Below are 17,285 nucleotides of genomic sequence, written 5' to 3' on the forward strand. Positions count from 1 at the left end.
ACAGGTTGAGCACTCAGACAAGCCACCATGGGTGGTCGAGTTCTGGGCCGCAGGATCAGAGAAGGGAACGCGATGAGTGAGTCTGGAGCGATCGGTGTCACCGACTACGAGCTGGCGGCGCTGATCTGCGGCAACGACACCGCGTCCGGACGCCGCGTCGCCGAGGCCGTCGGCATCGCCGAGTTGATCGACGACCCGACGGCCCAGCGCGCCGGGCTCACGAGCTTGCTGGTGCGCGACCTGGCCGGGCTCGACGAGGGGCTGATCGTCGCCGAGGGGGCCGCGACCGCCATCGGGACGATCGTCTCGACCGCCGACGACATCCTGCGGCTGGTGCTGCGCCACGACGACACCCCCGTCGGCCGGACCATCCTCGTGGACGCCGCCCAGGGCTGCTTCCTGCTCGACATGACGGCGTACGGCGTCCACGCCGCGCAGCCGCTGCGGCTCGACACCGACCTGCTCGCGCTGGTCCGCGACATCATCGCCAACGTCGCGTCCGACCACGCCGACGAGCTGCCCTTCGACGTGACCGTCAGCCGCTTCCCCGTCGGCGGCGAGGTGCGCGAGGCGTTCCTGGTGGTCACGGGCGACATCGAGCCGGACGTCTGGTCCGGCGTCCAGGCGGCGTTGGGCAAGTCGGACGCCGAGGCCGGCAGCCTCGCTCGGCGCGGGCTCTGACGTTGCCCGAAACAGGTGTCTGCCCTTGCGGCGGCGGACTTCTGGACGCCTGCTGCGGTCCCTACCTGGCCTCGCAGAGCTGGCCTGAGACGGCCGAGCGGTTGATGCGCTCGCGCTACAGCGCGTTCGCCCTCGGGGACGCCGAGCACCTGATCAGGACCTGGCATCCGCGGACGCGTCCCGAGACGATCGACCTCGACGACACCGTCTGGACGCAGCTCGACATCCTCGACGTGGTCGACGGCGGCGTCCACGATCGCGACGGTGTGGTCGAGTTCACAGCCCACTGGCGGCGGGGCCGCCGCGGCGGCGTCCAGACGGAGCGGTCGCGGTTCGAGCGTCGCGGCGGACGCTGGTTCTACCTGGACGCCCAGGCCTGACGGGTTGGCCAACCCATGGGCGTGCCGCGGGTCGTGGGCTAGATTCGGGGCGTGTCCACCACTCGCCGGGCACGATGTTCACCGCCGCTGGCGCGGGCCTGTTCCTGGACATGTCGGACGCCAAGAGCTCCCCGTCGGAGTTGATGGGCGGCGTGGACGATTTCCTGGGCTTCGCGCAGGCGTACGTCCTCGGCGGCGTGGATTTCGCCGCCGATGAGGGCGAGCGGCGCGAGTACTACCGCAAGATGATCGATATGAACGGGACGTCGCGAGCTCAAATCGAGCGCATCTTCTCCGACGTCAGCGCGGCGGACCGAACGTTCGCGTCCGAGATGAACACGTGGACGAGCGACGCTCGATCCTGCCTGCACAGCCTCAACGAGATTGCGGGCAAGGTCCATGGCTAGGAGAAACGCATGAGTGAGGTTAGGCCGATCCAGCCGGAACCGCCGCTCTCGGACGAGGAGCAGGCCAACAAGGAGGCCTTCGACGCCTACGGCATGCGACTGGCGTTGTGGTTGATGGACCGGCGCGTCCAGCCCGTCGCCACGGGCAGCCCCGTGGCAGGCACGTGGCTGCTGGTCGACGACCCTGGCGTGCTGGTGTTCACCGAGTCCGAGTTCACGTGGCTGCGTGACCGCAACGAGCCTGCGGGCGACTACTACCGGGGCACCTACTCCTACATGCAGGGCGCCCTGACCCACGATGGGTTCGTGATCTCGAGGGATGGCGCCGACCTCTACTCCCTTTTCCAGCGCTACACCGTTGAAAGCGATGGCGGCGACCCCCGAGCGGTCCACTTCTACGGCGTTTTCATGGTGCAGCGGAGGGGCGACGAGCTGCACATTCGCAACCAGCGGACCGGCGGCGACCTGCAAGCCCGGCGATCCGCTTTCAGGCCCGGGGCCGCCGAAGGGCTCTGAGGTCAGCCGTCAGAAGGAGCTGCCGCATCGGCGTCGTCGAGCGATAGGAACGTGATCGTCCCGGACGTCCCGTCCAGGCGGATGCGGCGTCCGTCGCGCAGGATCTCCGTCGCGCCGCCGACCCCGACGACGGCCGGCAGGCCGTACTCGCGGGCCACGACCGAGCCGTGCGTCATCAGCCCGCCCACCTCCGTGACCAGGCCGGACGCCGTGAGGAACAGCGGCGTCCAGGCCGGGTCGGTGCCGCGGCAGACCATGATCTCGCCCGGCTGCAGCTCGGACGAGCGCGGGTCGTCGACGACGCGGGCGCGCCCCTCGACCACGCCGGGCGACACGCCCAGGCCGGCCAGGTCGGCGTCCGTCGCGATGCCGGCGTCGAAGAACGTGCGTCCGTCGCCGACCAGCACGATCGGGATGCGCGTCCGGCGCTGCTCCCGCGCCCGAATCGCGCGGCGCTCGGCCACCAGCGGACGCAGGTCGCGGCGTCCGAACGCGCCGTGCAACTCCTCGACGCGCAGGAAGAAGACGTCGTCGGGATCGTCCAGCACGCCCGCCGCCACCAGGTCGCGGCCGGACGCCTGCAGCGCCAGCCGGATCATGCCCAGCGCCCGAACCAGCGTGAACTTGGGCGTCTCGCGGGCGCCGAACATGGCCCGGATGCGGCTGCCGATGAACCGCACCTGCCGCGCCTTCGCGGGCGTGGACGCCGCCGCGATCCGCTCGATGGCCTCTTCGGCCTCGCGGCGTCCGGCGGCGTAGGTGACGTCGGGGGCGCGGTCCGGATCAATCGTGAGGTAGGACGCCAGCGTGCGGAACAGCCCCTCGGGACCCTCCCGCCAGCGGGGCGTCCCGAGGTCGATTTCGGCGACACCGCGCATTCCGTACCGATCCAGGAAGGACGCCACGGCCTGCTGGGCAGCGGGCGCCAGGGTTCCGGCGAGGTAGTCGGCGGCCAGGTCGGCCGCGTCGTAGGTGGAGACGGCCGCCCGCGCGGCCGGGTCGGCAGCGATGGCCCGGGAGGTGGCCCAGAGCTCGAGGTCCATCTCGGCCGTGACGTTGCCGGGCAGCGATCGCAGCACGGTGAAGGCCGCGGCGTCGGCGTCCGGAAGTCCCGCCTCGGACGCCAGCGTGCGGAGCCGCTGCATCATGCCGACCGACGGGCCCATGATGGGGAAGAAGTCCGGCAGCAACACCCGGAAGGCGCCCGGGGCGGCGCTCTCCAGCGTCCGGAGCCGGGCGGCCAGGCGCAGGTGCGGGAAGGTGACGTTCGCGGCGGCGTCCAGTCGGACGCGAAGGTCGGCGAGGTAGGCGTCGACGTCGCGCTCGAGGCGCAGCCGGGCGTTCGTGGGGGCGAACAGCGTGTGCCGCAGGCGCGGGAGGACCGGAGCGAGGGTGCGGGCGAGGGTGGCCGCCGCGCGCGGGCTCGTGCCCTTGATCGGCGCGTAGGCGGGGTCGTCGGCGAACCGCTTGACGATCGCCGCGGCGTTGGGGTCGAGGCCGTGCGCGATCGCGGGGAGGACCCGGTGGCCGATGCCGTTGCGCAGCATGCGGTCGACGCGGATCCAGAGGCGCTCGCCGGCCGGCACGAGGAACGGGATCGTCCGGTAGTCGAGGGTCGCGCCGAACAGGCTCGCGGCGCCGGTCAGCATGAGGCGCAGGGCGTCCTGGCCGAGGGGCGTGATCGGCTCCAACATGCCCTGGAAGGCGCCGAAGCTGAACCACAGGGCCTCGTCCGGGCCGGCGGGCAGGGGGTAGAGGCTGGTGATCGCGCGGCTCTGGACGAGGTTGATGGTGCCGCCGACGCGGGTCCACTCGATGTCCTGGGGACTGCCGTAGTGGTCGGCGACCCGGCGGCCCAGGGCGACCAGGCTGGCGAGTTGCGCGTCTGACAAGGTGCTGTGATCGCCCTGGACGGTGCGCTCGATGGTCGAGCCGTCGGCGTCCACCTCGAAATGGTCCGGGGTGACCTGGCCGGAGACGAGCTTCTCGCCGAGCCCGAAGACGGCGTCCACGACGGTGCGGTCGCGGCGTCCGGTGAGGGGATCGGCGGTGAACAGGACGCCGGACGCGTCGGCGTCCACCAGTTCCTGAACGACGACCGCGAGGGCAACGGAGCCGGCGGGCACGTCGTTGCGGGCGCGGTAGGTGATGGCGCGCTCAGTCCAGAGGCTGGACCAGCATTCAACCGTGGCGTCGCAGATGGCGTCGAGGCCGCGGACGTCGAGGAACGTGTCCTGCTGGCCGGCGAAGGACGCCTCGGGCAGGTCCTCGGCGGTGGCCGAGGAGCGGACGGCGACCGGGCGGTCGGCGAGGTCAGCGACGGTTGCGGCGATGCGTCGGCGCTGGTCGGCGTCGATCGGACGCCGGAACGCCGCCCTGATCAGCTCGGACGCCTCGCGCGGTTCGCAGGTCCGGACGGCCTCGGCGATGACGGCGTCCAGGTGGTGCTGGGCGACGAACGCGCGGTACTCGTCGGTGCCCAGGATGACGAACGGCGGCACCGGGAAGCCCGCGTCGCGCAGGGTGATCAGGTTGGCGCCCTTGCCGCCCAGGGATTCGATGCTCACCCTCGCGATTCTTCTCCTGATCGGGGGCGCGGGGTAGGGGTCGGGTGGTTGGGGCCTGGGTGCGAGGCTCGGCCGTTGAGGTGGTCGAGGACAAGGCCGGAGGTCGGCTGGGTCGGACGAGCGCTGGGACGTCAGCGGACGTGGTCGTTCCTCCGGGTGAGGGCCACGTCCCGATGCCAAGGTCAGGCGTCGGCGTCCAACAGGCTCGGCGGACGCGTCACCGTCACCTGATCACCCGGACGGATCTCGCCCGGCACGACGACCTTCGCGTTGAGACCTCGCAGGCGCAGGGGGCGTCCGTGCTCGCCGTTGACGAACTTCATGGCCTCGGGCCCGAAGCGGGCGACGAACTTCTTGCAGCCCGTGTGGGGCTGGGCGGTGACCTCGATGGCGGGGGCGTCCGGGCGGGCCGGGTCACCGAACGTCAGGCGCGTCCCGGCGGGCAGGTTCTCGTGCGACAGGTCCAGGTCGAGGTGCACCTGGTCGCCGGCGAGGGCCTGGCGGGCGGCGTCCGAGTACGACAGGAACTCGATCAGCCGGTGGTTGATGACGTTGAGCTGCATGTCCGGGTGGCTGGACCCGTCCGGCGTCCGGCTGCTGCCACGCTCGATCCAGTTGTCGCCGACCAGGCCCGTTTCGAGAGACAGGACGCCGACGTCCAGCACCTCGCGCCGCTCGGTCTTCGGACGCCGGACGACCATCGTGAGCGTGCCGACGTCCTTCGGGCTGGCCTCGATGACCGGCAAGTGCCCGAGCATCTCGTCGGGGGTCCGGCAGGGCTCGGTGGTCTGGGGCAGGTCGGTCATGGGTGAGATTCAACACGATGCGTCCGGCGTGCGAGAACAGCCCCACGACCAACACCGCGACGCCTTGGCGCCAGTGTGTTGCGCGGATGTTTTCGCCGATACGCGCAGATTGCGTCCTGTAACGATCTCGTTTCCGGACGCCGACGCGCGGCCCGGTCTGCGGTTGGCACATCCCACACAGTCGCAGGGCCCCCACGGCGCCCTCACATCAAACCCACAGGACCGCGGCGCACCGTGGACACGTAGCCATTGCAGCCCCAGAAGGATCCACACCATGAGCACTCGCGCACAGGTCGCATCGGCCCTGGCCTCCATCGGCGTCCTGACGCTGGGTTGGCAGGTCGGGACGGCGAATGGGCAGACCGTCGCGGCGACCACCACCACGACGACCTCCGGCACGTCCGGCACATCAACGACTTCCACCGCGTCCGGCACATCAACGACTTCCACCGCGTCCGGCACATCAACGACTTCCACCGCGTCCGGCACATCAACGACTTCCACCGCGTCCGGCACCACGTCGACGGCGGCCAAAACCACGACGACCACCACGGCCACGTCGACCTCGAGCCTCAAAGACGGCACCTTCGCGGGGGCGTCCTCGTCGAACCGATATGGCAGCGTCCAGGTGACGATTACGGTCGCGGGCGGCAAGATCACGGCGGTCAACGCCACGGCGAACGCGAACGACGGCCACTCGGCCCAGATCAACAGCCGTGCGCTGCCGACGCTGAAGTCCGCGACGTTGTCGGCGCAGAGCGGCAACATCTCGACGGTGAGCGGCGCCACGTACACCTCGGTCAGCTACCAGACCTCCCTGCAGTCGGCGCTGGACCAGGCCAAGGCCTGACCATGACCGAGCCGTTCGTCTTCGAGGCCATGGGGACCGTCGTCAGCGTCACCGCCGCCGACGGCGTCCGACCCGAAACCCGGACCCGCCTGACGGACGCCTTCGAGGCCCTCGAGGACCGGTTCAGCCTCTGGCGTCCGGACGCCGAGGGCGCGCGCGTCGCGCGCCGCGAGGTGCTGGTGCCGCATGCCAGCCCGGAGTTTCGGGCGGTGTTCGACCAAGCGTTCGACTGGCGTGAGGCCACGGAGGGCAGCTTCACGCCGATGCGTCCGGACGGGGTCATCGACCTGTCCGGCATCGTGAAAGCCCTAGCCATTGCAGAAGCGGCCGACATCCTGGACGCCGACGGCCCCGACTGGTGCATCAACGCCGGCGGAGACGTGCTGGTGAGCGGCGTCCAGGTGGACGGGCGTCCGTGGGTCGTTGGGATCGTCGACCCCGACGACCGGACAGCCCTGCTGAGCCAGTTCACCAGCCGCGGCGGACGCCACGCGGTCGCTACCTCCGGCGTCGCCGAGCGCGGCGAGCACGTCTGGCGCACGGGCGCGGACGCGACCTTCGGCCAGGTCACGGTGGCCGCCGACGACATCGTGACCGCGGACGTGCTGGCGACTGCGATCCTCGCGGGCGGCCCGGATGCCCTCGAACGCTGCCAGGACCGCTGGTCCATCGAGGTCCTCGCCTGCGCCGTCGACGGACGCCTCTGGGCGTCCCCCGTCTTTCGCGCCTGAGGCGTCCGGGGGCTCCCGAGAACGCGATCGCAAAGGCACTGCAAAGCGGCCTCCGGGCTGCGTGCTGACGCTGATGCCTGCCTGTGCAGCCATTTCTAAACTGGGGCCATGCGGCTACCGGGAACGCTGGATGCGACGGTGCGCTACTTCGTCGTGACTGGGCTCGGCTTGCTGGTGTTGGCCGTCGTGCCGGCGTCCGTCCTGGGTCCGGCTCCACTGTGGCGGCTCCCCGGCCGATCCGGCCCCACCGCCGCCAACCTCCTCGCGGTCGCCTTGATCATCGCGGCCTGGCTCTACCTGAGCCTGATCGTCGGGCGGGTTGCGGTGGCCCAGCCGGACGCCGTGGCTCGCGTCCTACTCGCGGTCAGCTTCGTGGGTCTCGTCGTGTTCGTGCTGACGGCGTCCTCGAGGTTGGACGCCGTGAGCGTCGGCTCGCTAGCCGTCGCGACCGCGGCCCAGGTTGGGATTTCATGGCGGGTGGCCCGCGTCGGCGTCCGAATCGCCGCAAGCGAACCTGAGGTGCCTGCCGGGCTGAAATGATGTCGCCCATGGCGGATGAGCGGGAAGTGTTGACGTGGGAGCGGTTCGGATCGGCAACGCGTGAGCTCACGCAGATGGTCCTGGACTCGGGATTCGAGCCCGAGATCGTGTTGTCCATCACGCGCGGCGGCCTGCTGCCCGCGGGTGCGATCGCCTATGCCCTCGACAACAAGAACATCCACATCATCAACGTCGAGTTCTACACCGGCGTCGACCAACGGCTGCCCGAGCCCGTCTTCTTGCCGCCGCTGCCGGCGACCACGTACCTGGACGGCGCCACAGTGCTCATCGTTGACGACGTCGCCGACACCGGCGAGACGCTGAAGCTGGTCCGGGAATTCTGCGACAAGCACGCCGTGGAGTCGCGCGTGGCCGTGCTGTACGAGAAGTCGCGCTCGGTGATCAAGTGCGACTACGTCTGGAAGCGCACCGATCAGTGGATCACGTTCCCCTGGTCCGCGCTGCCCCCGATGACGGCGTCCACCCGGGTCGACAACTAACCAAGCCAACCCGCAAGACGTGTTCTTGGTGGTATTTGGGCCCTCGGAAGGGCTCTAACACCACCTTGATCCTCGCGCGCCGCCGCTAGCAGCAGCCATGTGAACACCAGGAGGAAGCCCAAGACGCCTGCCGCTCCCCATCGCACGCGTGTCGTGACCACCAGGACCACAGAGGTAGCACCCGCCACCAGCAGCACCGCGTCGCCGACGATGAACGCGACCGTGGTCGTGCCACCTGGCATGGCATCAAGCCAGTTCCGCAGCACTAAGGGCTCACGCCGTCGGCGTGGTGGCGGGTACCGAATCCCCCGGCCATCGACGTCAGATGAAGTCGGCGAGCGCCTTGATCAGGGCGGCCTTGGTCTTCCCGCCGGTCATCGAGTGCACCAGCTCGCCGTTGCTCCAGATCTGCAGCGTCGGCAGGCCCATGACGCCGTAGCGGGTCGGGACGTCGGTGTTCTCGTTGGTGTCGAGCTTGAGGAACCTCACCTTGTCGCCGTGCTCGCGGGCGAGCTCGTCGATGATCGGCGACAGCTGCTTGCAGGGCGAGCACCAGTCGGCCCAGTAGTCCACCATCACGGGCTTGGTCGACTTGAGCACCAGCTGCTCGAACGTGGTGTCCGTGACCTCTGCAACGTCTGACATGGGTTCCTCCTCTGCGGCGACGACGCCACTGTAATAGGCCGCTCCGACATGTCGGACGGCCGACTCTTGGGGGCCTGATTTGTTGGCGGAGTTGTTGTTGCTGGACAACAGCAACTCCGCCCGCTGTTCACCGGACCGGCGCCCGCGGCGTCCGATCGACTACGACTGGGCCAACAGGTAACGCTCGGCGTCCAGCGCGGCCGCGCAGCCGGTGCCGGCGGCGGTGATCGCCTGGCGGTAGGTGTGGTCGACGAGGTCGCCCGCGGCGAAGACGCCCGGCAGGTTCGTCGCCGTCGACCCGGACGCGACCTTCACGTAGCCGGCGTCGTCCAACTCGACCTGGCCCTTGACCAGCGCCGAGCGCGGGTCGTGACCGATCGCGATGAACACGCCCTGGACGGCCAGTTCGCGTGTCTCGCCGGTGACCGTGTCGCGCAGGACGAGCGCCTCAACCGAGTTCTCGCCCTTGATGGCCTCGACGGTTGAGTTGAACACCAACTGAACCTTGGGGTCGTTCTCCACCCGGTCGACCATGATCTTGGACGCCCTCAGCTCGTCGCGGCGGTGCACCAGGTACACGACGGTGCCGAAGCGCGACAGGAACGTCGCCTCCTCGACCGCCGAGTCGCCGCCGCCGATGACGGCGATCGCCTTGTTCCGGAAGAAGAACCCGTCGCACGTCGCGCACCACGAGACGCCCTTGCCGGACAGACGATCCTCGTCGGCGAGCCCGAGCCGCCGGTAGCCGGACCCCATCGCCAGGATCACCGTCTTGGCCTCGTACCAGGTCCCCTCCGAGTCGCGCACCCGCTTGATCGGACCCGTCAGGTCGACCTCGACCACGTCGTCGGCGATCAGCTCGGCGCCGAACCGCTCCGCCTGGGCCTTCATGTTCATCATCAGGTCCGGACCCATGACGCCCTCGGGGAAGCCCGGGAAGTTCTCGACCTCGGTGGTGTTCATCAGCGCGCCGCCGGCCTCCAGGGCCCCCTCGAACACCAGCGGCTTCAGCGCCGCTCGGGCGGCGTAGATCGCCGAGGTGTAGCCGGTCGGGCCGGATCCGATGATGATGACTTCGCGGACGTCGCTCATGATTCCTCGCTGGACGGTGGCACTGCGGGACAGCCTATCGGCGTCCCACGAGCCTGGAACGCCCCAACCGGACGCGCCTATTCCGATCACTTTCGCCGCGCCCGAGCGCCTACGACGACACTGAGATGTCGGCGATCGCTGCCTGGAAGCCGGCCCCCGAGCCGAGGTCCGGCAGCTTGGTGATGTAGACCAGCACGTACCGCGTCTGGACGGGCTTCGTCGGCGTGAGCGTGCTCTCCCCGAGGCTGCCCGGCCCGGACGCCACCACGCGCCAGTCCTTCTGCGTCGCCATGGACGCCGCCCCTGGGTCGCCGGCGGGCACCCTGATCTCGAGGTCGGTCGGACCAGTCGCCACCGTCACCCGGACCGACGTCACCGTCTGCACGGCCCCCAGGTCGAGCAGCAGCCCGACGCCGGGCTTGCGTCCGTTGAACGCAGCCGACTTGCCGTACTTCTCGGTCTTCCACAGCGTGCCGGCCTGGCCGTCGGTCGCCAGCGCCGCCTGCGTGCCGTTCTCGGAGTCGTCGCCGCCGTCCGCCTTCGGGTCGAAATCGCGGACGCCGACGATCGCGATCGGCGTGTGGACCGGCGCGACCGGCCTGGACGCCCGGTACTGGTTCACGAAGACCCCCGCCATGCCGGCGACCAGCGCCACCAGGAAGCAGACGATCAGCAGTCGGAACCAGAAGTGCTTGCGCGGCTGGGTGATGGCGACGAGGTCGCGCTCCGGCGTCGGGGCCGGGATGGGCGTCGACAGCTCGTCGTGCTCGCTCGGCGTCGAGGACGACGGGGCGCCCTCGAACGGGAAGGGGATCGGGGCGGTGGCGTCCAGGGCCGGCAGCCCCGGGTCGTCCGAGGCGTCGGCGTCGACGACGGCGTCCACGCGCAGCGGTCGCCGCTGCCCGGCCGGCAGCACCGGGGCGGGCGGGGCGGGGGTCGACACCTGGGGTAGGGCCGCCGCGGTCGGCGTCCAGGTCTCCTCCTCCTCGTCCGTGGGCGCCCAGGCGGCGGTCTCGTCCAACGTGGACGCCAACACGGCCCGCTGCGGACGCACCACCGGCACGGGCGGCGGGATCGGCGTCGCCCCGTGCGGCAGCGCCGGACGCGTCGTCGCCACCAGCGGGATCGGGTACTGCAGCCGTTGCTCCAGCAGGCGCGAGGCGTCCGCGCCCTGCAGGATGTCGGCCAGCGCGGACGCCACCGCGGACGCCGTCTGCAGCGGCGGCTGGGGGCTGGCGATGGGGGTCAGGATGCGGTCGATGACGTCGGCCACGGCGTCCGACAGTTCCGGACGCAGCTCGCCGGGCGCGAGGACGCGACCGCGGGCGTCCCGGGGCGACTCGGGCAGGCCGTAGGCCGGACCGTCAGGCCAGCAGCCCAGCAGCGACGCGAAGAGCACGAGCCCGAGCCCGCGGACGTCCGCGCGCTCGCCGCTGACGCCGCCGTCCGGGCTGGGGGCGAGCGCCTCTTCGAGCAGGAAGCCGACGATCTTGACGTTGCCGGACGCCGTGATGACGACCGTGTCCGGGTTGAGGTGCCGGTGGTAGAGGCCGTCGGCGTGCAGCGCGATCAGGCCCTCGGCCAGCTGCCGGACGATCCAGCAGGCCTCGATCTCGCTCATCGCCCCGCGGCGCAGGGCCAGCTCCAGCGACTGCCCAGGCGCGTACTCGCAGGGCACCATCGCCCCGTACGTCTGGCCCTCGACGAGCACCGCGTCCCACACGCGCAGGAACCGCGAGTCGAGGACGCGTCCGGACTCGCGTGCCGCGTCCAGCACGTCGAGCGCCCGCGGCGCCCCGGCGGGCAGCACGTGCAGCAGCACCGGACGCGACAGCGTCTGGTCGCGCGCCAGCCAGGTCAGCGCCTGGCCGCGGCGCACCAGCAGCCGGTCGAGGCGGTAGCGCCGGTCGAGCACGTCGCCGGGCTGGACGAACGCGTCGGCGTCCACCTCGGGCGCCGAGATGGGGGCGTCCGGGTCGGGGTAGTTGAGCAGCGGCGTGAGCCGGATGGCGTCCGCCTCGGTCAGCTCGGACGCCACGACGTCGCCTTCGTCGGTGCCGGGTGCCCAGTCGTCTGCTCGGACGCCGCCGCGGCCTCGCCGCAGGCCGAGGCGGCGCGCCACGGCGTCCAGGATGACGGCGACTTCGCTGAGGCCGAGCAGACGGGCCAAGGGGATGAACAGGCCGCCGAAGACCAGTCCGGCGACGACGAACCCGGCCGCCACGATCGGCTTGCCGCGGTCGGCCGCGAACGCCGTGATGCCCCAGGCGAGCGCCGCCCCGGGCAGGGTGGCGGCGAGCACGCGGACCACGTGGCCGAGCATCGTGCCGCCGCCCAGATCGGGCAGTCGCCGGGCGAGCGAGCGGAAGGTGATGAAGGCGCCGAGCAGGTACGAGATCGAGTACGCCAGCGCGAGGCGCGGGGCGACCGTGAGCGGGTTCGGGTCGAGCTGGACCCAGCCCCAGGCCAGCAGCGCGTTCGCGCCCGAGATCCAGATCTGGAGGCCGAAGACGGTCCGCATGTTCTCGAGCGCGTAGAAGCCGCGCAGGTAGACGTACTGGATCGTGTACGGCACCAGCCCGACCGCGAAGCACATCAGCGTCAGCGCGACGGCGTGCCAGTCGGACGCCCCCGCGCCGTTGCCGAACACCAGGTTGGCGAAGGGGTTCGCGAGCACGCCGAGCCCGACGGCCGCGGGGACGATGAAGGTGTTCGCCAGGCGGAGCGTCCGGCTGGTCTCGCCGGCGACCCCCGGCAGGTCGCCGGCGGCGGCGAGCCTGGACGCCGACGGCAGCAGCGCCGTCGCGAGGCTCACGGTGAGCAGCGAGTGGGGGAGGATCCAGGTCAGGTAGGCCTCGTTGTAGGCCAGCAGTCCGGGGCCGGGTTTTGCGGGGTCGACGATGGTCGCCGCGCTGGCCAGGCGTGTGACGACGACGGCGGCCAGCTGGGTCAAGACGACGTAGCCGATCGCCCACTTGGCCAGGTGGAACGTCGCGCCGAGTCCCGAGCCGCGCAGGTCGAAGCGCGGACGGTAGCGGAGCCCTAGCGCCCGCATCGCCGGGATCAGGACCAGCGTCTGCGCGATGATGCCGACCGTTGACCCGACGCCGAGCACCAGCACCTGCTCGCGGGTGAAGGGCACCGAGTGATCGGACTGGGATGCCCACGCGATCGCGTACCCGCCCAGCACCACGATCTGGACGAGGTTGTTCACGATCGGCGCCCACATCATCGGGCCGAACTTGTCGCGCGCGTTGAGCACCTGCCCGATCAGGAAGAACGCGCCGTAGAAGAACAGCTGCGGCATCGTCAGGTAGGCGAGGAAGAACAGGGCGTCGCGGTGGCCGGCGAGGCGTCCAGCAGTCCAGGCGTCGCCCATCCACAGGCTCATCAGCTGCGGCGTGAAGACGAGGGCGAACGCCGTCACCACCGCCAGCGCCACCAAGAAGGCGGTCATGATGCGGTTGATGAAGGCGACCCCGCCGTCGGCGTCCGAACGAATATGCCGGACGATCTGCGGCACCAGCACGGTGTTGAGGGCCCCGCCGGCGAAGATCATGTAGAGGTTGTTGGGGACGACCGTCGCGAGGGTGAAGGTGTCGCCTTGGGTGGTCACGTTGCCGAGGGCGAACGCGACGAGCATGGTCCGGACGAAGCCCAGGATGCGCGAGACCATCGTCCCGGACGCCATCACGGCGGTCGCGCTGAGCAGCCGCTTGCTCGAACCCGATGCGGCGTCAGTCACGGCGTCCGCCCGGGGTGTGGACCGTCGCCAGCCGTGCCACGGTCGTGCCGACCCAGCGCGGGCGGCGGCGGGACGGCTCGCTCACCCGCCCATCGTAGGCCCGGTAAGCTGGCCGACCGTGTCATCTCTGAGCCCGTCGCAGCGTCAGTCGCTGGAGCGCGTCGTGCTGGACGCCCCCGCGATCGGCTCTCTGGCGTCCGCTTTCGCCGCGGCTGGGCACGAGTTGCACCTCGTGGGGGGCTCGGTGCGCGATGCCCTGATCGGTCGCCTCGGCAACGACTTGGACTTCACGACGGACGCGCGTCCGGACGCCATCGAGCGGCTGCTGCGGACGGTGACCCGGGCGACGTGGGACATGGGACGGGAGTTCGGCACCATCGGCGGACGCGTCCGGGAGGCCGACGGCCGCGAATGGATCGTCGAGATCACCACCTATCGTGCGGACGCCTACGACCCCGCCTCACGGAAGCCCCTGGTGGCCTTCGGGGACGTGCTGGTCGACGACCTGAAGCGGCGCGACTTCCGGGTCAATGCGATGGCGTTGTCGGTCGTGACTGGGGCGTTCACCGATCCGTTCGACGGGCTCGCGGACCTCGAGAACCGGGTGATCCGGACGCCGGCGTCCGCGGAGCTGTCGTTCGGAGACGACCCGCTGCGGATGATGCGGGCGGCCCGGTTCGTGTCGCAGTTGGGCTTCGTGGCTGATCCGGCGGTGGTGACGGCGATGCGCGAGATGGCCAGGCGGCTGTCGATCATCTCGGCTGAGCGGGTGCGCGACGAACTGTCGAAGTTGATGCTGTCGGCGTCCCCCTGGCCGGGACTGGACCTCTTGGTCGACACCGGACTCGCTGAGCTGGTGCTGCCCGAGGTCGCTGCGCTGCGCGCCGAGGTGGACGAGCACAAGCGCCACAAGAACATCTACCTGCACACTCTCACCGTGCTCGACAACGTCATCACGTTGGAGCGGGAGCGGGGGCACGGGCCCGATCTGATCGTTCGGATGGCGGCCCTGCTGCACGACATCGGCAAGCCCCGGACGAAGCGGTTCGAAGCCGGCGGGGTCACCTTCCACCACCACGACGTGGTCGGCGCCAAGATGGCGAAGAAGCGGCTGACGGAACTGCGGTTCTCGTCCGACGAGATCAAGTCGATCTGCCTGCTCATCGAGCTGCACCTGCGGTTCCACGGGTACGCGGAGGCGGACTGGTCCGACTCGGCGGTGCGGCGGTACGTGCGCGACGCGGGGCCCGAACTCGAGCGGCTGCACATCCTGACCCGCGCCGACTGCACCACGCGGAACGTCCGCAAGGCCCACCGGCTGCGGACGGCGTACGAGCAGTTGGAGTTCCGCATCGACGCGCTGGCCGAGGCCGAGGAGTTGGACGCCATGCGTCCGGATCTCGATGGGGTGGCGATCATGGGCCTGCTCGGGATCGGGCCAGGTCCGGTGGTCGGGGAGGCCTACCGGTTCTTGCTGGAGCGTCGGCTGGACGAGGGTCCGCTGGGCGAAGAACGAGCGCGCGAAGAGTTGCTCGCCTGGTGGGCGTCCCGGCCAAGCTAGGTTCCCTGAGCCCGTCGACGGCCGTTCCCTGAGCCTGTCGAAGGGCGGCGTCCGGACCTGGCTTAGGCTGACGGGATGCGCGTCCCACCGGTGTTGTTGGTCCTGGTGTCGATCGCGTCGGTGCAGCTGGGGTCGTCGTTCGCGAAGGACCTGTTCTCGTCCGCCCCGCCCCAAACCGTGGCGTGGCTCCGGCTCGCGTTCGGGGCGCTGATCCTGACGGTGATCGCGCGTCCGCGGCTGGCCGGACGCACCCGCGGCCACTGGGGCATCGTCTTCGCCTACGGCCTCGCGATGGCGGTGATGAACCTGGTGTTCTACCTAGCCATCCAGCGAATCCCGATCGGGATGGCGGTCACGCTCGAGTTCCTCGGACCCCTGGTCGTCGCCATCATCGGCTCCCGCCGCGTCCGCGATTACCTGTGGGCCGGGCTGGCGTTCGTCGGGGTGGCGATGCTGGGCTTCACCCCGGGAGACCTCGATCCGCTCGGCATCGTCCTGGCCCTGCTCGCTGGCGCGTTGTGGGCGGGCTACATCGTGCTGGCGGGGCCGACCGGACGCAGCTGGTCCGGCGTGACGGGTGTCACAGTCGCCTGCTGGGTCGGGACGTTCGCGCTCGCCGCTCCCGCGCTGGCGTCCGCGCCGCAGTGGGTGACCAACCCGAAGGTGTGGCTTCTCGGCGCCGTCGTCGGGCTGCTGTCGTCCGTGGTGCCCTACGGCCTCGAGATGATCGCCTTGCGCACCATCGACCGCGGGGCCTTCGGCATCCTGATGAGCCTCGAACCGGCCGCCGCCGCACTGTTCGCGTTCGCGCTGCTGCACGAGCAGCTGCGCCCGATCGAGTTGGCCGCGATGGCCTGCGTCATCGTCGCGAGCGTGGGGGCGACCCGCTCCACTCGCCACCCCTGAGGGCTGCTCGGACGCCGATCCGTCGCGTCGGCGTCCAACGTCTTGGTCCGAGCATCGGAGCGAGCGCCCGGCCGGAACCCACCTGAGGACTGTTCGGACGCGCCGCTGGCGCCAGTCCGAGCTCTACTCCGGCGCCGGCCCGATGATCGAAGGACCCCGCACCCCGGCCGCGCGCAACGCTTCCTGCGACCGCTCGAGGATGTCACGCTGGACGCCCCAGTTCTGGTTTGGCGCGCACTTGGCGAAGATGCGGATCGTCATCGCGGCCCCGACGACCTTCTCGACGCCGGCCACCTCCGGACGCTGCAGCAACACCGTCTCCCACTTGGGATCGGCGTACACGGCGTCCATCGTCTTGTTCAAGATGCCGACGACGCGCGGGGCGTCCTCGTCGTAGGCGACGGGGATGTCGACGGTCGCCGTGGACCAGCCCTGCGACCGGTTGCCGATGCGGGCGATCTCGCCGTTGCGGACGTACCAGACCTGGCCGGACGCGTCCCGCAGGCGCGTGGTGCGCAGGCCCACGTCCTCGACGGTGCCGGTGACGTCGCCGGTGTCGATGAGGTCGCCGACGCCGAACTGGTCCTCCATGATCATGAACATCCCGGACAGGAAGTCCTTCACCAGGCTCTGAGCGCCGAAGCCGAGGGCGACGCCGCCGATGCCGGCGGAGGCGACGATGGGTCCGAGGGGGACGCCGAGGGCGTCCAGAATCGTGAGCACCGCGATCGTGGCGATGACGGCCGTGGTCATGCTGCGCAGGATCGAGCCGATCGTGCGCGTCCGGGCCTCGTGGCGGGCGCCGTTCACGCCGGTCGCCGCGGCCAGGATCCGGTCGGCCCTCGACCCGTGCCCGGCGTTGCGGTCGCGGGCCCGCTTCAGCGAGGCGTCCACGCCGGCCTTGACGGCGCGCACGATGATCCAGCGGACGGCGATGCCAAGCACGACCACCAGCCCCACGACGATGGGGGTCTCGGGCCAGGTCCAGGTCAGTAGCGGCAGCACCCGTCCATTCTTCCCGGTCGGCACGTCCGCGGGAAGCGCCGGTCTGTCCGCTGATGAGGCCGGACGCCGACGCGCCCGTCCGACTTCACGGCAACCCGGAATCCGGCACGCTCAACCCGGCTGCTGATCCGAGAGGCGCCAGGTGCGAGGTTGAGTGCGACGACATCCGTGGTCACGGATGGACCCTGGACGACCCGAATCTCGTGGCTCTCACCGTCTCGTGCGGTGACAAACGTGCTCAGTTCAACCGTGAGTGTGACCGAATCCGGGTGGTGGTCCCGAGGCTGACAGACCGCGTTAATGGCACGAGGCCGGACGACTCGCGTCGTCCGGCCTCGGGTGTTGGGTTCTTC

16 protein-coding genes are annotated in these 17,285 nt (G+C 70.4%); 10 read left to right on the plus strand and 6 right to left on the minus strand.

The genetic code is table 11. From position 1 onward, the window contains the following. Nucleotides 1-72 precede the first annotated feature (72 nt). The 4 genes from FN821_RS05115 (at nt 73) to FN821_RS05130 (ending at nt 1,984) form a co-directional block, all read left to right on the plus strand. Entirely contained in the window at nt 73-681 is a 609-nt protein-coding gene (locus FN821_RS05115) for a hypothetical protein (RefSeq protein WP_131171466.1), read from the plus strand. Between the two features lie 2 nt (nt 682-683). After that, nucleotides 684-1,061: a YchJ family protein gene (locus FN821_RS05120; protein WP_131171467.1), complete on the plus strand. Its 378-nt coding sequence runs from the start codon at nt 684-686 to the stop codon at nt 1,059-1,061. 74 nt (nt 1,062-1,135) lie between these two features. Beyond that, nucleotides 1,136-1,468 (plus strand): hypothetical protein, encoded by a 333-nt coding sequence (locus FN821_RS05125; RefSeq protein WP_131171468.1) that lies wholly within the window; start codon nt 1,136-1,138, stop codon nt 1,466-1,468. 9 nt (nt 1,469-1,477) lie between these two features. Next, on the plus strand, nt 1,478-1,984 hold the full coding sequence (locus tag FN821_RS05130; RefSeq protein ID WP_131171469.1) for a hypothetical protein: 507 nt from the start codon (nt 1,478-1,480) through the stop codon (nt 1,982-1,984). A gap of 2 nt (nt 1,985-1,986) precedes the next feature. Here the strand turns inward: FN821_RS05130 and FN821_RS05135 are convergent, their stop codons facing one another. Both FN821_RS05135 and FN821_RS05140 read right to left on the minus strand, forming a co-directional pair. After that, nucleotides 1,987-4,551 carry a PEP/pyruvate-binding domain-containing protein gene (locus FN821_RS05135; RefSeq protein ID WP_131171470.1) on the minus strand — a complete coding sequence of 855 codons (2,565 nt, stop codon included), beginning with the start codon at nt 4,549-4,551 and terminating at the stop codon, nt 1,987-1,989. Nucleotides 4,552-4,733: 182 nt separating this feature from the next. Then, complete coding sequence (locus FN821_RS05140; protein ID WP_206662000.1) at nt 4,734-5,357, minus strand: MOSC domain-containing protein; 624 nt, start codon at nt 5,355-5,357, stop codon at nt 4,734-4,736. 274 nt (nt 5,358-5,631) lie between these two features. On the opposite strand from FN821_RS05140, the gene FN821_RS14620 reads away from it, so the two are divergent. The 4 genes from FN821_RS14620 (at nt 5,632) to FN821_RS05160 (ending at nt 7,978) form a co-directional block, all read left to right on the plus strand. Then, nucleotides 5,632-6,207, plus strand: coding sequence for an FMN-binding protein (locus tag FN821_RS14620; RefSeq protein ID WP_131171471.1), 576 nt, complete (start codon nt 5,632-5,634; stop codon nt 6,205-6,207). Nucleotides 6,208-6,209: 2 nt separating this feature from the next. Next, complete coding sequence (locus FN821_RS05150; protein WP_206662001.1) at nt 6,210-6,938, plus strand: FAD:protein FMN transferase; 729 nt, start codon at nt 6,210-6,212, stop codon at nt 6,936-6,938. 108 nt (nt 6,939-7,046) lie between these two features. Beyond that, entirely contained in the window at nt 7,047-7,478 is a 432-nt protein-coding gene (locus tag FN821_RS05155) for a hypothetical protein (protein WP_131171472.1), read from the plus strand. A gap of 8 nt (nt 7,479-7,486) precedes the next feature. Then, entirely contained in the window at nt 7,487-7,978 is a 492-nt protein-coding gene (locus FN821_RS05160) for a phosphoribosyltransferase (protein WP_131171473.1), read from the plus strand. Nucleotides 7,979-8,299: 321 nt separating this feature from the next. Here the strand turns inward: FN821_RS05160 and trxA are convergent, their stop codons facing one another. The 3 genes from trxA to murJ form a co-directional block, all read right to left on the minus strand. Beyond that, nucleotides 8,300-8,623: a thioredoxin gene (trxA, locus tag FN821_RS05165; RefSeq protein WP_131171474.1), complete on the minus strand. Its 324-nt coding sequence runs from the start codon at nt 8,621-8,623 to the stop codon at nt 8,300-8,302. A gap of 159 nt (nt 8,624-8,782) precedes the next feature. After that, nucleotides 8,783-9,715 (minus strand): thioredoxin-disulfide reductase, encoded by a 933-nt coding sequence (gene trxB, locus FN821_RS05170; RefSeq protein WP_131171475.1) that lies wholly within the window; start codon nt 9,713-9,715, stop codon nt 8,783-8,785. Nucleotides 9,716-9,824: 109 nt separating this feature from the next. Beyond that, nucleotides 9,825-13,460, minus strand: a complete 3,636-nt coding sequence (gene murJ, locus FN821_RS05175; RefSeq protein WP_131171476.1) for a murein biosynthesis integral membrane protein MurJ — start codon at nt 13,458-13,460, stop codon at nt 9,825-9,827. A gap of 118 nt (nt 13,461-13,578) precedes the next feature. Here murJ and FN821_RS05180 point away from each other — a divergent pair, with 118 nt between their 5' ends. Then, complete coding sequence (locus FN821_RS05180) at nt 13,579-15,021, plus strand: CCA tRNA nucleotidyltransferase (protein WP_421958040.1); 1,443 nt, start codon at nt 13,579-13,581, stop codon at nt 15,019-15,021. 75 nt (nt 15,022-15,096) lie between these two features. Then, nucleotides 15,097-15,927 carry an EamA family transporter gene (locus FN821_RS05185; protein ID WP_131171478.1) on the plus strand — a complete coding sequence of 277 codons (831 nt, stop codon included), beginning with the start codon at nt 15,097-15,099 and terminating at the stop codon, nt 15,925-15,927. Nucleotides 15,928-16,050: 123 nt separating this feature from the next. On the opposite strand, the gene FN821_RS05190 is transcribed toward FN821_RS05185, so the two are convergent. Further along, complete coding sequence (locus tag FN821_RS05190; protein ID WP_206662002.1) at nt 16,051-16,932, minus strand: mechanosensitive ion channel family protein; 882 nt, start codon at nt 16,930-16,932, stop codon at nt 16,051-16,053. Nucleotides 16,933-17,285: the final 353 nt, after the last annotated feature.

The organism is Propioniciclava tarda (assembly GCF_900182665.1).
GTDB lineage: Bacteria > Actinomycetota > Actinomycetes > Propionibacteriales > Propionibacteriaceae > Propioniciclava > Propioniciclava tarda.

Coding starts and splice junctions, on each gene's coding strand:
- FN821_RS05115 (WP_131171466.1), top strand. CDS start 73: ATGAGTGAGTCTGGAGCGATCGGTGTCACCGACTACGAGCTGGCGGCG.
- FN821_RS05125 (WP_131171468.1), top strand. CDS start 1,136: ATGTTCACCGCCGCTGGCGCGGGCCTGTTCCTGGACATGTCGGACGCC.
- FN821_RS05130 (WP_131171469.1), top strand. CDS start 1,478: ATGAGTGAGGTTAGGCCGATCCAGCCGGAACCGCCGCTCTCGGACGAG.
- FN821_RS05140 (WP_206662000.1), bottom strand. CDS start 5,357: ATGACCGACCTGCCCCAGACCACCGAGCCCTGCCGGACCCCCGACGAG.
- FN821_RS14620 (WP_131171471.1), top strand. CDS start 5,632: ATGAGCACTCGCGCACAGGTCGCATCGGCCCTGGCCTCCATCGGCGTC.
- FN821_RS05150 (WP_206662001.1), top strand. CDS start 6,210: ATGACCGAGCCGTTCGTCTTCGAGGCCATGGGGACCGTCGTCAGCGTC.
- FN821_RS05155 (WP_131171472.1), top strand. CDS start 7,047: ATGCGGCTACCGGGAACGCTGGATGCGACGGTGCGCTACTTCGTCGTG.
- FN821_RS05160 (WP_131171473.1), top strand. CDS start 7,487: ATGGCGGATGAGCGGGAAGTGTTGACGTGGGAGCGGTTCGGATCGGCA.
- trxA (WP_131171474.1), bottom strand. CDS start 8,623: ATGTCAGACGTTGCAGAGGTCACGGACACCACGTTCGAGCAGCTGGTG.
- trxB (WP_131171475.1), bottom strand. CDS start 9,715: ATGAGCGACGTCCGCGAAGTCATCATCATCGGATCCGGCCCGACCGGC.
- FN821_RS05185 (WP_131171478.1), top strand. CDS start 15,097: ATGCGCGTCCCACCGGTGTTGTTGGTCCTGGTGTCGATCGCGTCGGTG.